Source organism: Nocardioides sp. QY071 (assembly GCF_029961765.1).
GTDB lineage: Bacteria > Actinomycetota > Actinomycetes > Propionibacteriales > Nocardioidaceae > Nocardioides.
In genome coordinates this window covers 196420-213141 of record NZ_CP124681.1, presented here as the reverse complement: position 1 = coordinate 213141, position 16722 = coordinate 196420, and the positions used below count along the sequence as shown (strand labels likewise).

General features: G+C 71.9%; 19 protein-coding genes. 9 read left to right on the top strand and 10 right to left on the bottom strand.

What is annotated here, in order from left to right:
* The first annotated feature begins 136 nt into the window (after nt 1-136).
* A complete protein-coding gene (gene acs, locus QI633_RS01015) occupies nt 137-2134 on the top strand; it encodes an acetate--CoA ligase (protein WP_282427820.1) in 1998 nt (665 codons plus the stop codon).
* Nucleotides 2135-2173: 39 nt separating this feature from the next.
* Here the strand turns inward: acs and QI633_RS01010 are convergent, their stop codons facing one another.
* Nucleotides 2174-2557, bottom strand: coding sequence for a hypothetical protein (locus tag QI633_RS01010; protein WP_282427819.1), 384 nt, complete (start codon nt 2555-2557; stop codon nt 2174-2176).
* Nucleotides 2550-2723, bottom strand: coding sequence for a hypothetical protein (locus QI633_RS01005; protein WP_160158119.1), 174 nt, complete (start codon nt 2721-2723; stop codon nt 2550-2552). The genes QI633_RS01010 and QI633_RS01005 overlap by 8 nt, the downstream gene beginning before the upstream one ends.
* A gap of 89 nt (nt 2724-2812) precedes the next feature.
* Between QI633_RS01005 and QI633_RS01000 the strand changes: the two genes are divergently transcribed.
* Entirely contained in the window at nt 2813-3226 is a 414-nt protein-coding gene (locus QI633_RS01000) for a PPOX class F420-dependent oxidoreductase (protein WP_282429334.1), read from the top strand.
* Here QI633_RS01000 and QI633_RS00995 read toward each other — a convergent pair.
* Complete coding sequence (locus QI633_RS00995; protein WP_282427818.1) at nt 3177-3596, bottom strand: hypothetical protein; 420 nt, start codon at nt 3594-3596, stop codon at nt 3177-3179. The genes QI633_RS01000 and QI633_RS00995 overlap by 50 nt on opposite strands.
* A gap of 64 nt (nt 3597-3660) precedes the next feature.
* Between QI633_RS00995 and QI633_RS00990 the strand changes: the two genes are divergently transcribed.
* Complete coding sequence (locus tag QI633_RS00990; RefSeq protein WP_160158121.1) at nt 3661-4302, top strand: TetR/AcrR family transcriptional regulator; 642 nt, start codon at nt 3661-3663, stop codon at nt 4300-4302.
* Entirely contained in the window at nt 4299-5069 is a 771-nt protein-coding gene (locus QI633_RS00985) for a maleylpyruvate isomerase family mycothiol-dependent enzyme (RefSeq protein ID WP_282427817.1), read from the top strand. The genes QI633_RS00990 and QI633_RS00985 overlap by 4 nt, the downstream gene beginning before the upstream one ends.
* Here QI633_RS00985 and nhaA read toward each other — a convergent pair.
* Nucleotides 5000-6418 carry a Na+/H+ antiporter NhaA gene (gene nhaA / locus QI633_RS00980; RefSeq protein WP_282427816.1) on the bottom strand — a complete coding sequence of 473 codons (1419 nt, stop codon included), beginning with the start codon at nt 6416-6418 and terminating at the stop codon, nt 5000-5002. The genes QI633_RS00985 and nhaA overlap by 70 nt on opposite strands.
* Nucleotides 6419-6519: 101 nt before the next feature.
* Between nhaA and QI633_RS00975 the strand changes: the two genes are divergently transcribed.
* The 5 genes from QI633_RS00975 to QI633_RS00955 are packed head-to-tail and all read left to right on the top strand — an operon-like array spanning nt 6520 to nt 10584.
* The gene (locus QI633_RS00975; protein WP_141796344.1) at nt 6520-6921 is read left to right on the top strand and encodes a phage holin family protein; all 402 of its coding nucleotides are present in this window, start codon (nt 6520-6522) and stop codon (nt 6919-6921) included.
* 35 nt (nt 6922-6956) lie between these two features.
* On the top strand, nt 6957-7823 hold the full coding sequence (locus QI633_RS00970; RefSeq protein WP_282427815.1) for a fructosamine kinase family protein: 867 nt from the start codon (nt 6957-6959) through the stop codon (nt 7821-7823).
* Between the two features lie 44 nt (nt 7824-7867).
* On the top strand, nt 7868-8581 hold the full coding sequence (locus tag QI633_RS00965; protein ID WP_282427814.1) for a response regulator transcription factor: 714 nt from the start codon (nt 7868-7870) through the stop codon (nt 8579-8581).
* A gap of 7 nt (nt 8582-8588) precedes the next feature.
* Nucleotides 8589-10013: a HAMP domain-containing sensor histidine kinase gene (locus QI633_RS00960; protein WP_260805660.1), complete on the top strand. Its 1425-nt coding sequence runs from the start codon at nt 8589-8591 to the stop codon at nt 10011-10013.
* Entirely contained in the window at nt 10006-10584 is a 579-nt protein-coding gene (locus QI633_RS00955; RefSeq protein ID WP_282427813.1) for a hypothetical protein, read from the top strand. The genes QI633_RS00960 and QI633_RS00955 overlap by 8 nt, the downstream gene beginning before the upstream one ends.
* A gap of 6 nt (nt 10585-10590) precedes the next feature.
* Here QI633_RS00955 and QI633_RS00950 read toward each other — a convergent pair whose 3' ends face one another.
* The 6 genes from QI633_RS00950 to QI633_RS00925 form a co-directional block, all read right to left on the bottom strand.
* Nucleotides 10591-11073, bottom strand: coding sequence for an SRPBCC family protein (locus QI633_RS00950; RefSeq protein ID WP_282427812.1), 483 nt, complete (start codon nt 11071-11073; stop codon nt 10591-10593).
* A 59-nt stretch (nt 11074-11132) separates the two neighbouring features.
* Nucleotides 11133-12377 (bottom strand): anthranilate synthase component I family protein, encoded by a 1245-nt coding sequence (locus QI633_RS00945; protein WP_282427811.1) that lies wholly within the window; start codon nt 12375-12377, stop codon nt 11133-11135.
* Between the two features lie 4 nt (nt 12378-12381).
* Nucleotides 12382-12927: an aminodeoxychorismate/anthranilate synthase component II gene (locus QI633_RS00940; protein ID WP_282427810.1), complete on the bottom strand. Its 546-nt coding sequence runs from the start codon at nt 12925-12927 to the stop codon at nt 12382-12384.
* A gap of 308 nt (nt 12928-13235) precedes the next feature.
* A complete protein-coding gene (locus QI633_RS00935; protein ID WP_282427809.1) occupies nt 13236-13793 on the bottom strand; it encodes a transglutaminase family protein in 558 nt (185 codons plus the stop codon).
* A gap of 10 nt (nt 13794-13803) precedes the next feature.
* Complete coding sequence (locus QI633_RS00930) at nt 13804-15720, bottom strand: anthranilate synthase family protein (RefSeq protein ID WP_141796352.1); 1917 nt, start codon at nt 15718-15720, stop codon at nt 13804-13806.
* Nucleotides 15721-15752: 32 nt separating this feature from the next.
* Nucleotides 15753-16694 carry an alpha/beta fold hydrolase gene (locus QI633_RS00925; protein ID WP_282427808.1) on the bottom strand — a complete coding sequence of 314 codons (942 nt, stop codon included), beginning with the start codon at nt 16692-16694 and terminating at the stop codon, nt 15753-15755.
* Between the last annotated feature and the right edge of the window lie 28 nt (nt 16695-16722).

Here is a 16722-nt window from a genome sequence, read left to right as displayed (position 1 = left end):
CCCGGGTAGTAGCAGTAACACGTAGTTACAAGCGGCGGGCCGTCTCACATGGCAACCCCCGTGCAACCCCTGGTGACCACACTTCTCATGGGTCCTAATGTGACCCGTGGCACCCGATTCGATCAGGAGACAAACCGTGAGCGACCAGAACGCCCCTTCCTCGACTGACCAGACCCTGGCCAACCTGCTGAAGGAAGACCGGCGTTTCGAGCCGCCGGCCGAGCTGGCCGCGAACGCCAACGTCACGGCCGAGGCGTACGCCGCAGCGTCGGCCGATCGCGAGGGCTTCTGGGCCGAGCAGGCCGAGCGGCTGTCGTGGGACACCAAGTGGGACCGGGTCCTCGACTGGGACAACCCGCCCTTCGCGAAGTGGTACGTCGGCGGGAAGCTGAACGCGGCGTACAACTGCGTCGACCGGCACGTCGAGGCCGGCCGCGGTGACAAGGTCGCCATCCACTGGGTCGGCGAGCCCGAGGGCGACACCCGCGACATCACCTACGCGCAGCTCAAGGACGAGGTCTCGAAGGCGGCCAACGCGCTGACCGACCTCGGCGTCGGCAAGGGCGACCGGGTCGCGATCTACCTGCCGATGATCCCCGAGGCCGTCGTCACGATGCTGGCCTGCGCCCGGATCGGCGCCCCCCACACGGTCGTGTTCGGCGGCTTCTCCGCCGACGCGCTGGCCTCGCGCCTCGACGACTGCCAGGCCAAGGTGGTCGTCACCGCCGACGGCGGCTACCGCCGCGGCACCGCCTCCGCGCTCAAGCCGGCCGTCGACGAGGCCCGCACCAAGACCGACGTGGTCGAGAAGGTGCTCGTGGTCCGTCGTACCGGCCAGGACCTGGGGGAGGGCTCCTGGGACGACGCGGTCGACGTGTGGTGGCACGACGCCGTCGACGGCGCCTCCGCCGAGCACACGCCGGAGGCCTTCGACGCCGAGCACCCGCTCTACGTCATGTACACCTCCGGCACGACCGGCAAGCCCAAGGGGATCCTGCACACCACGGGCGGCTACCTGACCGGCGCGGCGTACACCCACAACGCGGTGTTCGACCTCAAGCCCGAGACCGACGTCTACTGGTGCACCGCGGACATCGGCTGGGTGACCGGCCACTCCTACATCGTCTACGGGCCGCTCGCCAACGGCGTCACGCAGGTGCTCTACGAGGGCACGCCCGACGCCCCCGGCCCGGGCCGCTGGTGGAAGATCATCCAGGACTACAAGGTCTCGCTCTTCTACACCGCGCCCACCGCGATCCGCTCGTTCATGAAGCAGGGCAACGAGGTCCCCGACCAGTACGACATGTCCTCCCTGCGGATCCTCGGCTCGGTCGGCGAGCCGATCAACCCGGAGGCCTATGTCTGGTACCGCCACGTCATCGGCGGCGACCGCACCCCGGTCGTCGACACCTGGTGGCAGACCGAGACCGGCGCGATCATGATCTCCCCGCTGCCCGGCGTGACCGCCGGCAAGCCGGGCTCGGCGATGACCGCGATCCCCGGCATCGAGGCCGACGTCGTCGACGACGAGGGTCACCCGGTGCCCAACGGCTCGGGCGGCTACCTCGTCGTCACCTCGCCGTGGCCCTCCATGCTGCGCACCATCTGGGGCGACGACGACCGCTACGTCGACACGTACTGGTCGCGCTTCAAGAAGGAGGGCTACTACTTCGCCGGTGACGGCGCGAAGAAGGACGACGACGGGGACATCTGGGTCCTCGGCCGGGTCGACGACGTCATGAACGTCTCCGGCCACCGCCTCTCGACCACCGAGATCGAGTCCGCCCTCGTGTCGCACCCCAAGGTCGCCGAGGCCGCCGTCGTCGGCGCGACCGACCCCGACACCGGCCAGGCCGTCGTCGCCTACGTCATCCTCCGCAACGAGGCAGGCGACGGTGGACCGGACATCGTCAAGGAGCTGAGCGACCACGTCCGCAAGGAGATCGGCCCGATCGCCAAGCCGCGCCAGATCATGATCGTCCCCGAGCTGCCCAAGACCCGCTCGGGCAAGATCATGCGCCGCCTGCTGCGCGACGTCGCCGAGGGCCGCACCGTAGGCGACACCCAGACCCTGGCCGACGCCTCGATCATGGACCTGATCTCCGCCGGCCAGGCCACCTCGACGGAGGACTGAGCCTGCGGCCGCGCGTCCGCCCCGCGCGTCCGGTCGGGATCAGTCCCGGCCGGACGTGCGGAGCGCGGCCAGCGCGGCGGCGTACGGGTCCGCGCTCTGCTGGACGCGGCTGCCCTCGCGCAGCAGCACGACGTGGAGGCCCTGGCTGTCGACCGGGATCCGCGCCGCCAGGTAGGCGTGCTCCCACCGCAGCACGATCTCGAGGCCCGCTGCGTACGCCGGCTCGGCCATCGCGGTCGTGGTGAGGAACCGGGGCCGCTGGGCCAGCCCACCGAGGGCTGCGACCTTGGCCCGGACCTCCTTGAACGACTGCACCGGCTTGGCGCCGGCCGCGAAGACCTCCGCGAACACGCGCGCCGCGGCCACCGCCGTTCCGTCGCCGAAGAGGCGGTCGAGGCCGGCGGAGGCGTCCGGCTCAACCATCGTGGCTGACCTGGCCCTCCAGCTCCGCGACCCGTGCCTCGAGCGCTCGGATCCGGTCGTAGAGATCGACCAGCGTGACGCCGTTGGCGACGACGCCGGAGCGATTCCAGTGACGACGGACGTAGTCTTCGCGAGTCTCGCCCGCATTCTGGCGAAAGATGCCCATCGCGTTCTCCCGAGTGTCTGGATGGATCGTCACAGGTCGCCTGCATCATCGCACCCGGGTGGAAGTCCAAGGAGGAACCTGCCTTGCCCGTGCTGCACCCCGTCGTCTGGACCGCGCTCCCGCAACCGCTCGTCGAGTTCTGGACCGAGCGCCACCTCTGCACGCTGAGCACCCTCGACCGCGACGGCGCCCCGCACGCCGTGGCCGTCGGTGCCGTGCTCGATCGGGAGCTCGAGTGCGCCTGGGTGATCACCGACGGCGGCTCCCAGAAGGCCGCCAACCTGCGTCGCGACGGCCGGCTCGCCGTCAACCAGGTCGACGGTGCGCGGTGGTCGACGATCATCGGCACCGCCGAGGTGCTGAGTGACGCCGCATCGGTCGAGCGCGCCTGCGCGCAGTACGCCGCCCGCTACCGCACCCCGCGCCCCAACCCGAACCGGGTGGCGCTGCGGATCAGCGTGACGAGGTTCCTAGGGTCGTCGCAGGTGCTGCCTCGGGGCTGAGCCGGCCGGAGAGCCGGTCCTGCCGGCGCAGGTACTGCTCGGTGAGGACGAGCCCGGCGAGCACGCCGCCCAGGTAGAGCACCAAGCCTTCGATCGAGTAGGCCGGCTCATCGGTCACCAGTTCCTCACGCGAGAGGAGCACGACGCCGACGCCGATGCACGCGAACACTGCCGGGACGGTCAGCCGAGCAACCAGGTCGCGGCGGACGAGCAGCTGCCACACAGCCCCGAGGACCAGCCCGGCCAGAGCGAACGGCAGCCGGTCGGCGCCGAAGAGCACCTGCCCGGCGCTGCCGAACCCGAGCCCGAATGTCGGCAGCATCCATACCCAGCCCCGGCGGGCCATCCGGTCGAGCGCGCGTCCTTCCATTCGCGCATCCTCCCCCACATCGCACCCCTTGACAGCCGGTCCGCCGAGGCGCATTCTCCTAATCATGGTAGGCAATCCGACTCGCAATAGGATCGCCGAACGACGTGCGGCAACTCGTCGGGAGATCCTCGACGCCGCCTGGGCGCAGGCCCGGGAGGTCGGGATCGCGAGCATCACGCTGCGCGACATCGCGCGGGCGGTGGGGATGCAGCCGCCGTCGCTGTACTCCCACTTCGACTCCAAGAACGCCGTCTACGACGCGATGTACGGCGAGGCGTGGGCGCAGTTCGAGGCGCACGCGGCCCGCGAGCTCCAGGCCCTCCCGGCGGACCCGCGGGCGGCCCTGCGGCACATGGCCGGCGTCTTCTTCGACTACGCGGTGGCCGACCTGGCCCGGCACCAGCTGATGAACCAGCGGACCATCCCGGGCTTCGAGCCGACCCCGGAGTCCTACGCGCCCGCCGTCCGGGTCCTCGACCAGGGCGTGACCTTCCTGACCGGCCTGGGCGTCTCGGACCGGGCCGACATCGACATCTACATCTCCCTGATCGGCGGGCTGATCGACCAGCAGCTCGCCAACGACCCGGGTGGGGACCGCTTCTCGCGGCTGCTCGACCGGGCCATCGACATGTTCGCGGACGCCGTCGGACTGTCACCGCTCCCCGAGAACCGCACGACCCGCCGGAAGGCAGGTACCCAGAGATGAGCACCACCGTGAAGGACCGCCGGACCCCGCGCCGGCCCGCACTGGACCGCAGCACTGCCATGGCCCTCGCTGCCGACGAGTACCAGAGGTACGCCGACGCCGTCGCCGCCCTCGACGCGGACGCATGGGTACGACCCACCGCCTGCACGCTGTGGGACGTGCGCCAGATGACGGCCCACGTCGTCGGCATGGCCGAGATGGCCGCCGGGATCCGCGAGGGCGCGCGGCAGCGCCGGATCGCCGGCAAGGACGCGGCGGCGAAGGGGATCGCGTTCCTCGACGCGCTGACCGACGTCCAGGTCCGGGAGCGGGCCGACCACAGCCCGGCCCGGCTCGTCGAGGACGTGCGCGGGGTCGGCCCGCGGGCGGTCCGCGGCCGTCGGATGGTCCCCGGATTCCTCCGCCGCCGCGACATGGGCATGCCGCAGGAGGTGCAGGGCGTCGAGGAGAGCTGGACGCTGGGCTACCTCGTCGACGTGATCCTGACCCGCGACACCTGGATGCACCGCAGCGACCTCGCCGAGGCCACCGGCACCACGATGGCGCTCACGCCCGGACACGACGGGGTCATCGTCGCCGACGTGGTGGCGGAGTGGGCGGGGCGGCACGGCCGGCCGTACCGGCTCACGCTCACCGGCCCCGCCGGGGGCACGTGGTCGTCCGGGGACGCCGGCGAGGAGCTCGAGCTCGACGCCGTTCAGTTCTGCCGGGTGCTGTCCGGCAGGGGCTCCGGCGAGGGACTGCTGGCGACCGCCGTCCCGTTCTGACCCGCCGGCCGCCCGCTCAGCAGCAGGAGGACGACGCCGACCACGGCGGCGAGCACCGACGCCAGCAGGATGCCGACCTTGGCCTCCGCGGTGAGCAGCTCGGAGCCGGGGAAGGACAACCCGGCGATGAACAGCGAGACGGTGAAGCCGATGCCGGCGACCGTGCCGATGCCGACGACCTGCGGCCACGAGGTGCCCTCGGGCATCCGGCCGATGCCGAGGCGGATCGCGATGAAGCAGGCGAGAGTGATGCCGAGCGGCTTGCCGAGCACCAGGCCGGCGGCGATGCCGAGCGCGACCGGCGCCCGCAGCGCGTCGCCGAGGACGCCGTCACCGAGCGCGACACCGGCGTTGGCGAGGGCGAACACCGGCAGCACGACGTACGACGACAGCGGGTGCAGCTTCGTCTGCAGTCGTTCGACGACGGGCACGGACTCGCCGATGAGGAAGCGCAGCCGGTGCAGCTCCTCGGCGTCGAGCTCGTTGTCGCGCAGCCCCTCGACGGCGTACTCCGTGGCCACCGAGGGCCGCAGCAGCGCGACGGCCGGGGTGAGCAGGCCGACCGCGACGCCGGCGAGCGTGGCGTGCACGCCGGACTGGAGCAGCGCGAACCAGACGGCGAGGCCGAGGGCGGCGTAGACCGGGATCGCCCAGACCCGGGCGGCGCGGAGCGCCGCCATCACCGCGAGCAGCGCGAGCGCGGCGCCCAGCCAGCCGAGCGAGAGGTCGTCGGTGTAGAAGACCGCGATCACCAGGATCGCGCCGATGTCGTCGACGATCGCGAGGGTGAGCAGGAACAGCCGCGCCGCGGAGGGGATCCGCGGCGCGAGCAGCCCGAGCACGCCGACCGCGAAGGCGATGTCGGTGGCCATCGGGATGCCCCAACCGGCCGCGCCGTCGCCGCCACCGACGACGGCGGCGTAGATCAGCGCCGGGACCGCCATGCCGCCGATCGCGGCGACGATCGGCAATGCGGCGGTGCGCGGGTCGCGCAGGTCGCCGTGGACCAGCTCGTACTTGATCTCCAGGCCCACGACGAAGAAGAAGATCGTCATCAGCCCGTCGTTGACCCAGTGCTGCAGCGACTCCTCGATGCGCCAGTCACCGATCTCGAGTGCGATCGGCGTGTGCCAGAAGTGGTCGTACGCCGACGCCCAGCCGTCGAACGGCAGGTTCACCCACAGCAGCGCGACCACGGTGGCCGCGAGCAGCAGCACCGAGCCCGCCGACTCGACGTGGAGGAACTCCCGCAGCGGGCGGGCGACGTACCGCGCCAGGGGGCGTTCGCTCGCCGTCCAGACGGGGCCGCGGCGCCAGAGGTCGTCGGGGTGGTGCTGGGGCTCGGACACGGAGTGGTCTCCTGGAGTCGTGCGGGCAGGGGCGTTCACATGCCGACCAGACTTCCCGGCTCACCTGTAGTGATCCTAGCGGCGACGGTAGGGTCGGCCGCATGGCCACCGAACCGCTCCGCGAAGAGCCGACCATCGGACGTCTCATCAAGGACGCGCAGACCGACATCTCCACGCTCATCCGCAAGGAGATCCAGCTCGCGAAGTCCGAGCTCAAGGTCAGCGTCACAGCCGGCGGCGTCGGCCTGGGCCTGGTCGCCGCGGCGGGCTTCCTGCTGGTGCTCGCGATCATCATGCTCTCGGTGGCGATCGCCTACTTCATCAACTGGAACGGCCAGGGCCTCGACCTGCACTGGGCGTTCCTGATCGTCTTCGCGTTCTACGTGCTGCTGGCGGCCCTGCTCGTGTTCCTCGCGATCCGAAGCTTCAAGAAGGTCAAGGCCCCCGAACGCGCCATCGAGCAGGGCTCGAAGATCCCGGCCGCCTTCAAGGGCCAGGCCTGAGCCCGGCTGCCTGACGGGCCGGACAGGGAGAGCCGATGGCGCGCCAACCGGTCGTCGCCGGCAGGGCCGAACAGCTGTTGGGCTCGGCCGTCGTCGCCACCGCGCCGGTGGCGGGCGGCGACATCTCGACCGCCGTGAAGCTGCGCCTGTCCAGCGGGCGCACCGCCTTCCTCAAGACGCTCAGCCCTGCCCCACCGCAGTTCTTCGCCCGTGAGGCCGCGGGCCTGCGCTGGCTGGCCGAGGCCACGCCCGACGGCGGGGTCGCAACCCCGGAGGTGCTCGCCGTCGACACCGACTGCCTGATCCTCGACTGGGTCGAGGCCGGGCGGCCGAACGCCGAGGCCGCCGGCTCCTTCGGTCGCGCGCTCGCCGCGACCCATGCCTGCGGTGCCGCCGGATTCGGCGCCGAGGCCGATGGCTACATCGGCCGGCTGCCGCTGCCCAACCGCAGCCTGCCGACCTGGGCCGAGTTCCACGCCGAGCGCCGGATCGCGCCGTACCTCAAGGTCCTGCGCGACAAGGACATCGTCAGCTCCGAGGACGCCGCACTGATCGAGACGGCGGCCACCCGCGCGCCGTCCATCGTCCCGGAGGAGCCGCCCGCGCGGCTGCACGGCGACCTGTGGAACGGCAACGTGCTGTGGAGCGCCGGCGACCGGGTGGTCGTCGTCGACCCGGCGGCGTACGGCGGGCACCGCGAGGTCGACCTCGCCATGCTCGCGCTGTTCGGGCTGCCCCAGCTGCCGCAGGTGATGGCGGCCTACGACGAGGCGCACCCGCTCGCCGACGGCTGGGAGGACCGGCTGGGCTACCACCAGCTGTTCCCGTTGCTGGTCCATGCCTGCCTCTTCGGCGGGCAGTACGGCGCCCGCGCGGCGCGGGTCGCCCAGCGCTACCTCTGACGGACTCTCAGCCATCGCTCAGGCCCATCGGCCATGATGGAAGCGTGTCCGCCCGTCCCGTCGTCCCACACCGCGTCCTCGTCGTCGACGACGACCGTGCCGTGCGGGAGTCGCTGCGCCGCTCCCTGGCCTTCAACGGGTACGACGTCCACCTGGCCGGCGACGGCGCGGAGGCCCTGGCGGGGATCGGCGCGGTCGCGCCCGACGTGGTCGTGATGGACGTGATGATGCCCAAGCTCGACGGGCTCGAGGCCACCCGGGCGCTGCGGGCGGCGGGCAACGACATCCCGATCCTGGTGCTGACCGCGCGCGACGCCGTGGGCGACCGGGTGGAGGGCCTCGACGCCGGGGCCGACGACTACCTCACCAAGCCGTTCGCGCTCGAGGAGCTGCTCGCGCGGCTGCGGGCGCTGCTGCGCCGGGTGACGCCGATCGAGGACGGCGCCGAGGAGGAGGTCCTCGCCTTCGCCGACCTCACCATGAACGTCACGACCCGCGAGGTGCGTCGCGGCAGCCGGCCGATCGAGCTGACCCGCACCGAGTTCACCCTGCTCGAGATGTTCCTGCGGCGCCCGCGACGGGTCCTCGACCGCAGCTTCATCCTCGAGGAGGTCTGGGGCTACGACTTCCCCACCACCGCCAACTCGCTCGAGGTGTACGTCGGCTACCTGCGCCGCAAGACCGAGGCCGAGGGCGAGCAGCGGCTGATCCACACCGTCCGCGGCATCGGGTACGTCCTGCGCGCGACGGAGTCCTGAGGGCTCCGTGGCGACGTCCTGGGGCCTCGCGATGGGCCCCGGCCCGGACGGGCGTTGGCACTACCGCCGCTCGCTGGCGAGCCGGGTCATCTGGCTGACGACGATCGCGGTCGGCATGTCGGTGGCCCTCGTGGCCGTCGGTGCCTACATCACCGCGCGGGTGCAGATGCAGGACACCCTGGACAACGCGCTCGTCGACCGCGCCGACAAGGCGGCCGCGTCCGACACCCTCCTGCAGGCCGGCTCGCAGGGCATCCCCTCCTGGGCCCTCGGCGCCGGCGACGTCCGGATCGCCATCCTCGACTACAACGAGCGCACCCTGCGGATCCTCGACCGCGGCCCCACCCTGGAGCTGGGCAGGTCCGAGCTCGAGGTGGCACAGGGCAAGCGGGACCAGAGCCTGCGGACCATCGTCCTCGGCGGCGAGCGCTACCGCGTGGTCGCCGTACCCACCCAGCAGAGCGGGCTGGCCCTGATCATCGCCCAGCCGCTCGCCGACCAGGACCTCACGCTGCGCCGGCTCGGCTGGGTGACGGTCGCGTTCGGCTTCTTCGGCGTCCTCGCCGCCGGCCTCGCGGGCTGGGCGGTCGCGAGCAACGGACTACGCCCGGTGCGCCGGTTGAGCGCGTCGGTGGAGGAGATCGCGCGCACCGAGGACTTCACGCCGCTGGCCATCGAGGGCGACGACGAGGTGGCCCGGCTGGCCACGGCGTTCAACCACCTGCTGGTGGCGCTCGACGCGAGCCGGATCCGGCAGCGCCAGCTGATCGCCGACGCGAGCCACGAGCTGCGCACACCGCTCACCGCGTTGCGCACCAACATCGACCTGCTCACCATGACCGCCCGCAGCGCGGACGGCTTCGGCGGCCTGCCACCCGACGCGCGCGACGAGCTGCTCGACGACGTCCGCGCCCAGATCGAGGAGCTCACCACCCTCATCGGCGACCTCACCGAGCTCGCCCGCGACGAGCCGATGCCGGTCCAGGTCGAGCCGGTCGACCTCGCCGACGTGGTCGACCACGCCGTGCAACGCGTACGACGGCGCGCTCCCGGCCTCGAGTTCGAGGTCTTCACCCGCCCGTGGTGGGTGATCGGCGAGGCCGCCGAGCTGGAGCGCGCGGTGACCAACCTGCTCGACAACGCCGCCAAGTGGAGCCCCGAACGCGCCCTGGTGACGGTGCGCCTCAGCGACGGCGTCCTCACCGTCGACGACCAGGGCCCCGGGATCGCCGAGGGCGACCGGACCCGGATCTTCGACCGGTTCTGGCGCTCCGACGACGCCCGCACCATGCCCGGCTCGGGCCTCGGGCTGGCGATCGTGCGCCAGGTCGCCGAACGCCACTCGGGCTCGGTGCAGGCGACCGCCAACGCCAGCGGAGGCGCCCGCCTCGTGCTGAAGCTGCCCGGACGGGAGAACAACCCCCATGCCTGACCCTCGGCGTACCGCCCTCGTGGCGGCACTCCTCCCACCGCTCGCGCTGACCCTCGCGGCCTGCGGCGACGAGAAGGTCGGCGCCAAGCCGGACCTGCCCAGCGAGACGCCCGCGCTGTGGAACCCGTGCGACGTCCTCGACGCGGCGTTCGTGAAGGCGGAGTTCGGCATCGACGCGACCGAGCACGCCGGCTCGCCCACCAAGCCGGAGTGCCGGTTCACGCCCGCCGAGGGCAGCGGCGACGCCGTGATCACCGCCAACTACCTGCTCTTCCCGGGCACCCTCGACCAGGCCTGGAAGACGATGGGCCAGCAGGCCGACGCCGATGTCCGCACGCCGGAGGTCGAGGGCGCCGACGACGCCCGCGTGGTCGTCAACGCGACGAAGAAGCAGCTCTACGTCACCGGCTTCGTCCAGAACGGCGACCTGATCCAGCAGGTCGACGTCGTCGACCCGGCGCCGTACGACGAGAAGCGGGTCGTGCGTGCCGTCCAGGCCACGCTCTCCACGCTGTCCGCCCACGCCGCCGAGACCGGCGCGGGCTCCGACCCGAGCGCGTCGTCCAGCTGAGGCAGGTCAGCCCTCCTCGGCCGACCGGATCGCCGCCAGCACCACCGGGTCCTCGCAGCCACGGGCGAAGCCCGCGATCCGGGCCCGGATCTCCCTGCCGAGCAGGACCCGGCCGATCCGCTCCGCGAGCGGCGCGAGGAGCCGCGGCCGGCAGGTGAAGCTGTACTTCCAGGTCGCGACGGTCCCCTCACCGTCGGCCTCGAAGCGCCAGCCCGCGCCGAGCCGCTCGAAGAACCAGGGACCACGCTCCATCACCATGCCGACGTTGCGGGGCGGCGCGTAGGAGACGTAGCGGCTGACCATGGAAGGCCCCAGGCGCTGCCGCGTGAACGTCCGCACGTCCGTGGCCGCCTCGGTGGCCCCGTCGAGGAAGTGCTGCTCGCGGATGAACACGTCCCATCGGCGGCGCACCGGGCCCGTGGTCTGGGAGACCGCGAAGGCGACCTCCGGTGGGACCGGGACGCGGATCCGGGACTGGACGACGGGCACGACCCATCGCCTACCCCGCACCACGACGTCGAACCCCGAGGAGCGGGTGAGCGGTTGGTTCAGGGATTGATCGCCTGGAGCAGCCGCGCGGCCTTCCACTCCGTCTCGGCCCACTCCTCGTCGACGTCGCTGGCGACGGTGATCCCACCGCCGGTGCCGAGCACGTAGTCGTCGCCGGCGGTGGTGAGGGTGCGGATCACCACGCCCAGGTCCGCGCGGCCGTCGCCGGAGACCCAGCCGAAGGCGCCGGAGTAGACCCCGCGCGGCGTGGCCTCGACGTCCTCGATGATCTCCATCGTGCGCAGCTTGGGCGCGCCGGTCATCGAGCCGGCCGGGAAGAGGGCCTTCAGCGCGGCGACGGTGCCGACGTCGTCGCGCAGCGTCCCCCGCACCGTGGACACCAGCTGGTGCACGGACGCGTACGACTCGACCTCCATCAGGCTCGGGACATCCACGGACCCGACCTCGCACACCAGCGCGAGGTCGTTGCGCAGCAGGTCGACGATCATCAGGTTCTCGGAGCGGAACTTCGGGTCGCTCGCCAGCCGGTCCCGGGCCTCCTGGTCCTCGGCCGGGGTGCTCCCGCGCGCGGTGGTGCCCTTGATCGGCTTGGTCTCGATCACCCGGTCCTCGGTGATGAGGGCGTAGCGCTCGGGGCTCGAGCTCAGCAACCAGGCCTCTGCGCCCGGGACGTCGTGCTGCAGGAAACCCGCGTACGGAGCGGGATTCAGCGCCCGGAGCCGGAGGTACGCCGCCGCCGGGCTGAGCGGGCTGTCCGCCCGGATGCGGTGGGTGAGGTTGACCTCGTAGGAGTTGCCGGCGTGCAGGTGCTCCTGGACGGTGGTGAAGGCGCGGGCGTACGCCGGCGGTGTGGCGGTCGGCTCACCCGCGGTGATGCCGAGGGTGGCCGCCGGGGCGGCGACCGGGTGCTCGTACTCCCGGATGTGCGAGGGCCGCAGCCACAGGGCGTCGGGCAGGTCCGGGTCGGGGGTGGCGGGCAGGTCCGCGCGGGCGGCGTACCCGAGGTAGCCGAACCACTGGTCGCTCGGCCGGCCGTCGGCGAGCTCCGCCTCCAGCACGGCGAAGGGGTCGTCGCCGACCACCACCGCACGGCCGCCGGCGTGACGGGTCACCTCGCGGGTGCTGGCGTCGTAGGTCAGGGACACGTCGTCGTCGTCGAGCCAGCCGAGCATCGAGCGGCGCCGCGACCAGGTGCGGGCACCGCCGCCGTCGAGCCACATGCAGCGCGGGTGGCGGGCCTGGATCCGGGCGAACAGCTCCGCAGGCTCGCCCTGGATCACCATGTGCTCACCCTCCCACCGCGAGGAAGTTCGCGACCAGCCTCGCCCCGTGCTCGGACAGCACCGACTCGGGGTGGAACTGCACGCCCTCGAGCGGCAGGGTCCGGTGCCGCACCCCCATCACGGTGCCGTCCGCCGCCCACGCCGTCGCCTCGAGCCCGTCGGGCAGTCGGGTGGCCGCCAGCGAGTGGTAGCGGACCGCGGCGATCGGGTCCGGCAGGCCGGCGAAGACCCCGCGCCCGTCGTGGGTCACCGCCTCGACCGTGCCATGGGCGGGCTCGACCCGTCCCACCTCGCCGCCGAACGCGACCACCAGGCCCTGCATGCCCAGGCAGACACCGAGCACCGGCCGGCCCTCGTCGAAGCCCCAGGCGTACTCGGTCGGGTGGCCGGGCCCCGGCGAGAGCACGATGTGGGAGTACGTCGCGAGGTCGACCGGGTCGTCCCACTGCACCACCGTCGGCAGTACGCCGGTCACGCCGGCGACCAGGTGGACCAGGTTCCAGGTGTAGGAGTCGTGGTGGTCGACGACCACGACGTCGGGAGTGGTCATCGCTTCGTCACCGCCATCGGGCCCTCATCTCGGCGTACCATCGAAGGAAGGAAGCGGGACGGCTCAGGTAGGCGCCGAGCCGTCCCGCCCCTGCTTAGGGCTTCCGACGGAAACGGTCGATCACCTGGATGATCGCCCACACCGCTCCGGGCAGTGCCAGCAGGGTTGACACGACAACGAGCATCGCGCCCTTCCTCTCCACCGGACCTTCCGGTGAAGCGGAGTGATGGGCTGATCGTGCCCGCTGGTGATGCGTCACGCCACTGCGGAGCAGCAGCCTGTGGACAGGCGCCCGCGAGCATCCCGCGTCACAGCTCCACGGCGAGCTCGCCGCGTCGCAGCGCGGCGACCACACCCGGAGCGGGTACGACGTGCACCTCGGGCCAGTCGACCTCGCCGGCAGCCGCGTCGACCGGCCACGCCAGCCGCTCCTCGCCCAGCGAGAACTCAGCTGCCACGCCGGGCTTGTTGCCCCGCGGGTCCTGCCGGTGCCAGGCACCGTCGAGGTGGACGGCGACCAGGCCGTGCACGACGTGCGCGTCGCCGTCGGCCAGCTTCTGGTAGCACAGCCCGGTGGGTACGCCGCCGGCACGCAGCACGGCGGCGAGCAGGTGCGCCTTGGCGTAGCACCAGCCGACCCCGTCGGCGAGCACCGCCGTCGCCGAGACGGCGAACCGCGGGTCGCCCGCGTCGCCGGCGTGGGCGATCTCGTCGCGCACCCAGGCGAAGGACGCGTCCGCGAACGCGGCGTCGTCCAGGACGCCGGCGCCCAGCTGCTCGGCCAGGGCGACGATCGCGGGTGCCGCGGACTCGACGACCTCGTCCGCGCCGAGGTACGACGCCGGTGAGCCCGCGATCAGGTCCACGTCGGCACGCTCAGAGCAGGACGCCGGCGACGAGGTCGTGGACGATGTCGAAGCCGCGCTCGGTGAGGATCGACTCGGCATGGAACTGGACGCCCCGGAAGTGGGGGCCGGCCAGGGCGTTGACATCGCCGGTCTCTGCGTCGGCGTCCACCCGGACACCCGCCGGGAGCTCGAGGTCGTCCGACACCCGGCCCACGAAGGTGTTGTAGAAGCCGACCCGCTGGGGGCGCCCGTCGAGCAGCACGGTGGCCTGGGTGCCCTGGAACACGATGTCCTTGTAGGCGAGCGGGATGCCGAGCTGGTGGCACAGCGCCTGGTGGCCCAGGCAGACCGCGACGAACGGCTTCTCGTTGGCCAGCAGCCAGGCGACGGCGGCGCGCAGCTGACCCATCTTCGGGTCGGCGTCGTCGCGCGGGTCGCCGGGGCCCGGCCCGACGATGACCAGGTCGTAGCCGTCGAGCACGCCGTCTGCGTAGTCCTCGTGACGCACCACCGACGAGCTCATGCCCATCCGGGCGAGCATGTGGCGCAGCATGTTCACGAAGTCGTCCTCGCCGTCGAGGATGACGGCGGACTTCCCGGCGAGGCGCGGGTCGACCGGGGTGCCGGCCTGGTCGGCGAGCCAGAAGCCGGAGAGCCGGTTGTTGCGGGCGTTGAGCGCGATCAGCACCTCCTCGTCCACGACCAGGTCGGCGACGGCGACGTCCGGCACCGGGGCGGGCGGGACGAGGCCGAAGGCCGACAGGATGCCGCCCGCCTTGGCGTGCGTCTCCGCGACCTCGTACGCCGGCACGGAGTCGCGCACCAGGGTGGCTCCGGCCGTGACCTTGAGCGAGCCGGACGTCGAGACGTCGGCCGTGCGCAGCACGATCGGGCTGTCGAGGACCGGCTCACCGGCCTCGTCGCGGCCGAAGATGGCGAGCGCGGAGGCGTAGTAGCCGCGGCCCTCGGGCTCGTACTGCCTGATCAGGCGGCAGGCGTTCTCGACGGGCGAGCCGGTGACGGTGGCGGCGTACATCGTGTCGCGCAGGACCTCGCGCACGTCGCGGGTGGTGCGGCCGGCCAGGAGGTACTCCGTGTGGATGAGGTGGGTCATCGGCTTGAGGAACGGGCCGAGCACCTGGCCGCCCTCGGTGCAGATGTCGCACATCATCTTGAGCTCCTCGTCGACGACCATGAAGAGCTCGTAGATCTCCTTCTCGTCCTTGAGGAAGTCGCGCATCCGCGCCTCGGTGCTGCGGGTCTCGCCGGCGGGCGGGCGCAGGTGGAAGGTGCCGGAGATCGGGTTCATGCGGACGTCGCCGCCGTGGACCGACACGTGCCGCTCGGGCGACGCGCCGATCAGGAAGCGGTCGCCGGTGAAGAAGACGAAGGTCCAGTACGCGCCGCGCTCGCGCTCCAGCAGCCGGCGGAAGACGGTCAACGCGACGTCGGGGCCGAAGTCGGCGACGACGGCGCGGTAGTTGCGGCCGACGACGAGGTTGGCGCCCTCGCCCTGGCCGATCTCGCCGTCGATGATCGCGGCGACGATCTTGGCGTACTCCTCGTCGGAGGTCTCGAAGCCGCCGCGATCGGTGAACTCCACCTCGACCGGGTCGATCGCGTCGACCACGTCGGCCACGGAGAACTCGTGCTCGCTGTGCACGTCGACCACGACGAGCGGAGTGCCGTCGTCGTGGGCCTCGAAGCCGCGCTCGCTGACCTGCCGGAACGGTACTGCGACCAGCCGGTCGCAGATGTGCCCCGGCTCCGGTACGCCGGTCTCGAGCGGGATGTCCATGATCGACTCGACGACGCTGCGGGTGCCGCCGAGGACGCCGACGGTGTCGCGGTCGCCCGCGCGGGTGGAGCGGCGGATGATCGCCCAGGCCTCGTGCCCCTGGACGGCCGCGATGGCTTCCCGGGCAGTGAGGCTGGTTCCAGTCATGGCCGAAGCCTATTCGGCCGCGGCCCGCCCGCTCAGAGCAGTCCGGGGATCAGCTCGCCGACGAAGGGCAGGACGAGCGCGCAGCGGATCGGGCGCGGGTGGTCGGGGTTCAGCGCGTTGAGCACCAGCTGGGCGGCGTTGCGGCTCGACGCGATCTGGAAGTGCTCGGAGTAGTCCTGCTTGCAGACGTCCTGCAGCACCACGTTGTTCACGCCGGGCAGGGTGCCGTTGGTGTAGGGCAGCACCAGCTCGTCGTACTTCGTGACGATGCTCGTGTAGCGCACCCCGGGCTGGAGCATGCCGCCCTCGTGGAGCCTCTTCATGAACCTCGAGGCCGGCGAGAACTGCAGGCAGGAGCGGCAGCCAGTAGGCAGAATGCCGCCAGGGAGGACGGCGGCGACGAGGTCACCGAGCGAGGCGACGCCGGTGCCGCGGTAGGCCGAGGCGAGGCCGACGTAGTTCTCGACCCGCTTCGCTCCGCCCAGGAACTTGAGGTACCACTGCGGCATCACCGTGCCCTCGGAGTGCCCGACCAGGTCGACCTTGCTGGCTCCGGTCGCCCGGAGCACCTTCTGCACGAACCTCTTGAGCTGGCGGGCGCTGACCCGCATGTCGTCGACGCCGCCGAACAGGTTGACCGGGGTGACGTCGTACTCGACGCCGTAGGTGAGTGCGAAGACGCAGTAGCCGTTGTTCTTGAGCAGGGGGCCGTAGGTCTGCCAGTTGGTGGCGCGGTTGCCGAGCAGGCCGTGGACGAGGATCACCGGACGGGGGTGGGCGGCAGTCGGCTTGCAGGTGAAGTCGTTGGTGCCGGGTGCGTTGGCGCCGGGCATGCCGCCGAAGGCGGCGTTCGGCAGGAAGCTGTAGGGCACGGGCAAGGGCTTCGTGTCGGCCCGTGCCGGCGCGGGCGCAGCGAGGAGGCCACCGAGCAGGGCGAGCAGGACGGCGACGGTCGTGAGGGCACGGCGCGGCATGCCCTCCACAACGAGAACGGGTTCTATC

Excerpts from the sequence above, each read along its gene's own strand:
- QI633_RS00985 (WP_282427817.1), top strand. The coding sequence starts at position 4,299 with ATGAGCACCACCGTGAAGGACCGCCGGACCCCGCGCCGGCCCGCACTG.
- QI633_RS00970 (WP_282427815.1), top strand. The coding sequence starts at position 6,957 with ATGGCGCGCCAACCGGTCGTCGCCGGCAGGGCCGAACAGCTGTTGGGC.
- QI633_RS00940 (WP_282427810.1), bottom strand. The coding sequence starts at position 12,927 with ATGACCACTCCCGACGTCGTGGTCGTCGACCACCACGACTCCTACACC.
- QI633_RS00990 (WP_160158121.1), top strand. The coding sequence starts at position 3,661 with ATGGTAGGCAATCCGACTCGCAATAGGATCGCCGAACGACGTGCGGCA.
- QI633_RS00930 (WP_141796352.1), bottom strand. The coding sequence starts at position 15,720 with ATGACTGGAACCAGCCTCACTGCCCGGGAAGCCATCGCGGCCGTCCAG.
- QI633_RS00955 (WP_282427813.1), top strand. The coding sequence starts at position 10,006 with ATGCCTGACCCTCGGCGTACCGCCCTCGTGGCGGCACTCCTCCCACCG.
- QI633_RS00995 (WP_282427818.1), bottom strand. The coding sequence starts at position 3,596 with ATGGAAGGACGCGCGCTCGACCGGATGGCCCGCCGGGGCTGGGTATGG.
- QI633_RS00945 (WP_282427811.1), bottom strand. The coding sequence starts at position 12,377 with ATGGTGATCCAGGGCGAGCCTGCGGAGCTGTTCGCCCGGATCCAGGCC.
- QI633_RS00925 (WP_282427808.1), bottom strand. The coding sequence starts at position 16,694 with ATGCCGCGCCGTGCCCTCACGACCGTCGCCGTCCTGCTCGCCCTGCTC.
- QI633_RS00975 (WP_141796344.1), top strand. The coding sequence starts at position 6,520 with ATGGCCACCGAACCGCTCCGCGAAGAGCCGACCATCGGACGTCTCATC.
- QI633_RS01010 (WP_282427819.1), bottom strand. The coding sequence starts at position 2,557 with ATGGTTGAGCCGGACGCCTCCGCCGGCCTCGACCGCCTCTTCGGCGAC.
- QI633_RS01005 (WP_160158119.1), bottom strand. The coding sequence starts at position 2,723 with ATGGGCATCTTTCGCCAGAATGCGGGCGAGACTCGCGAAGACTACGTC.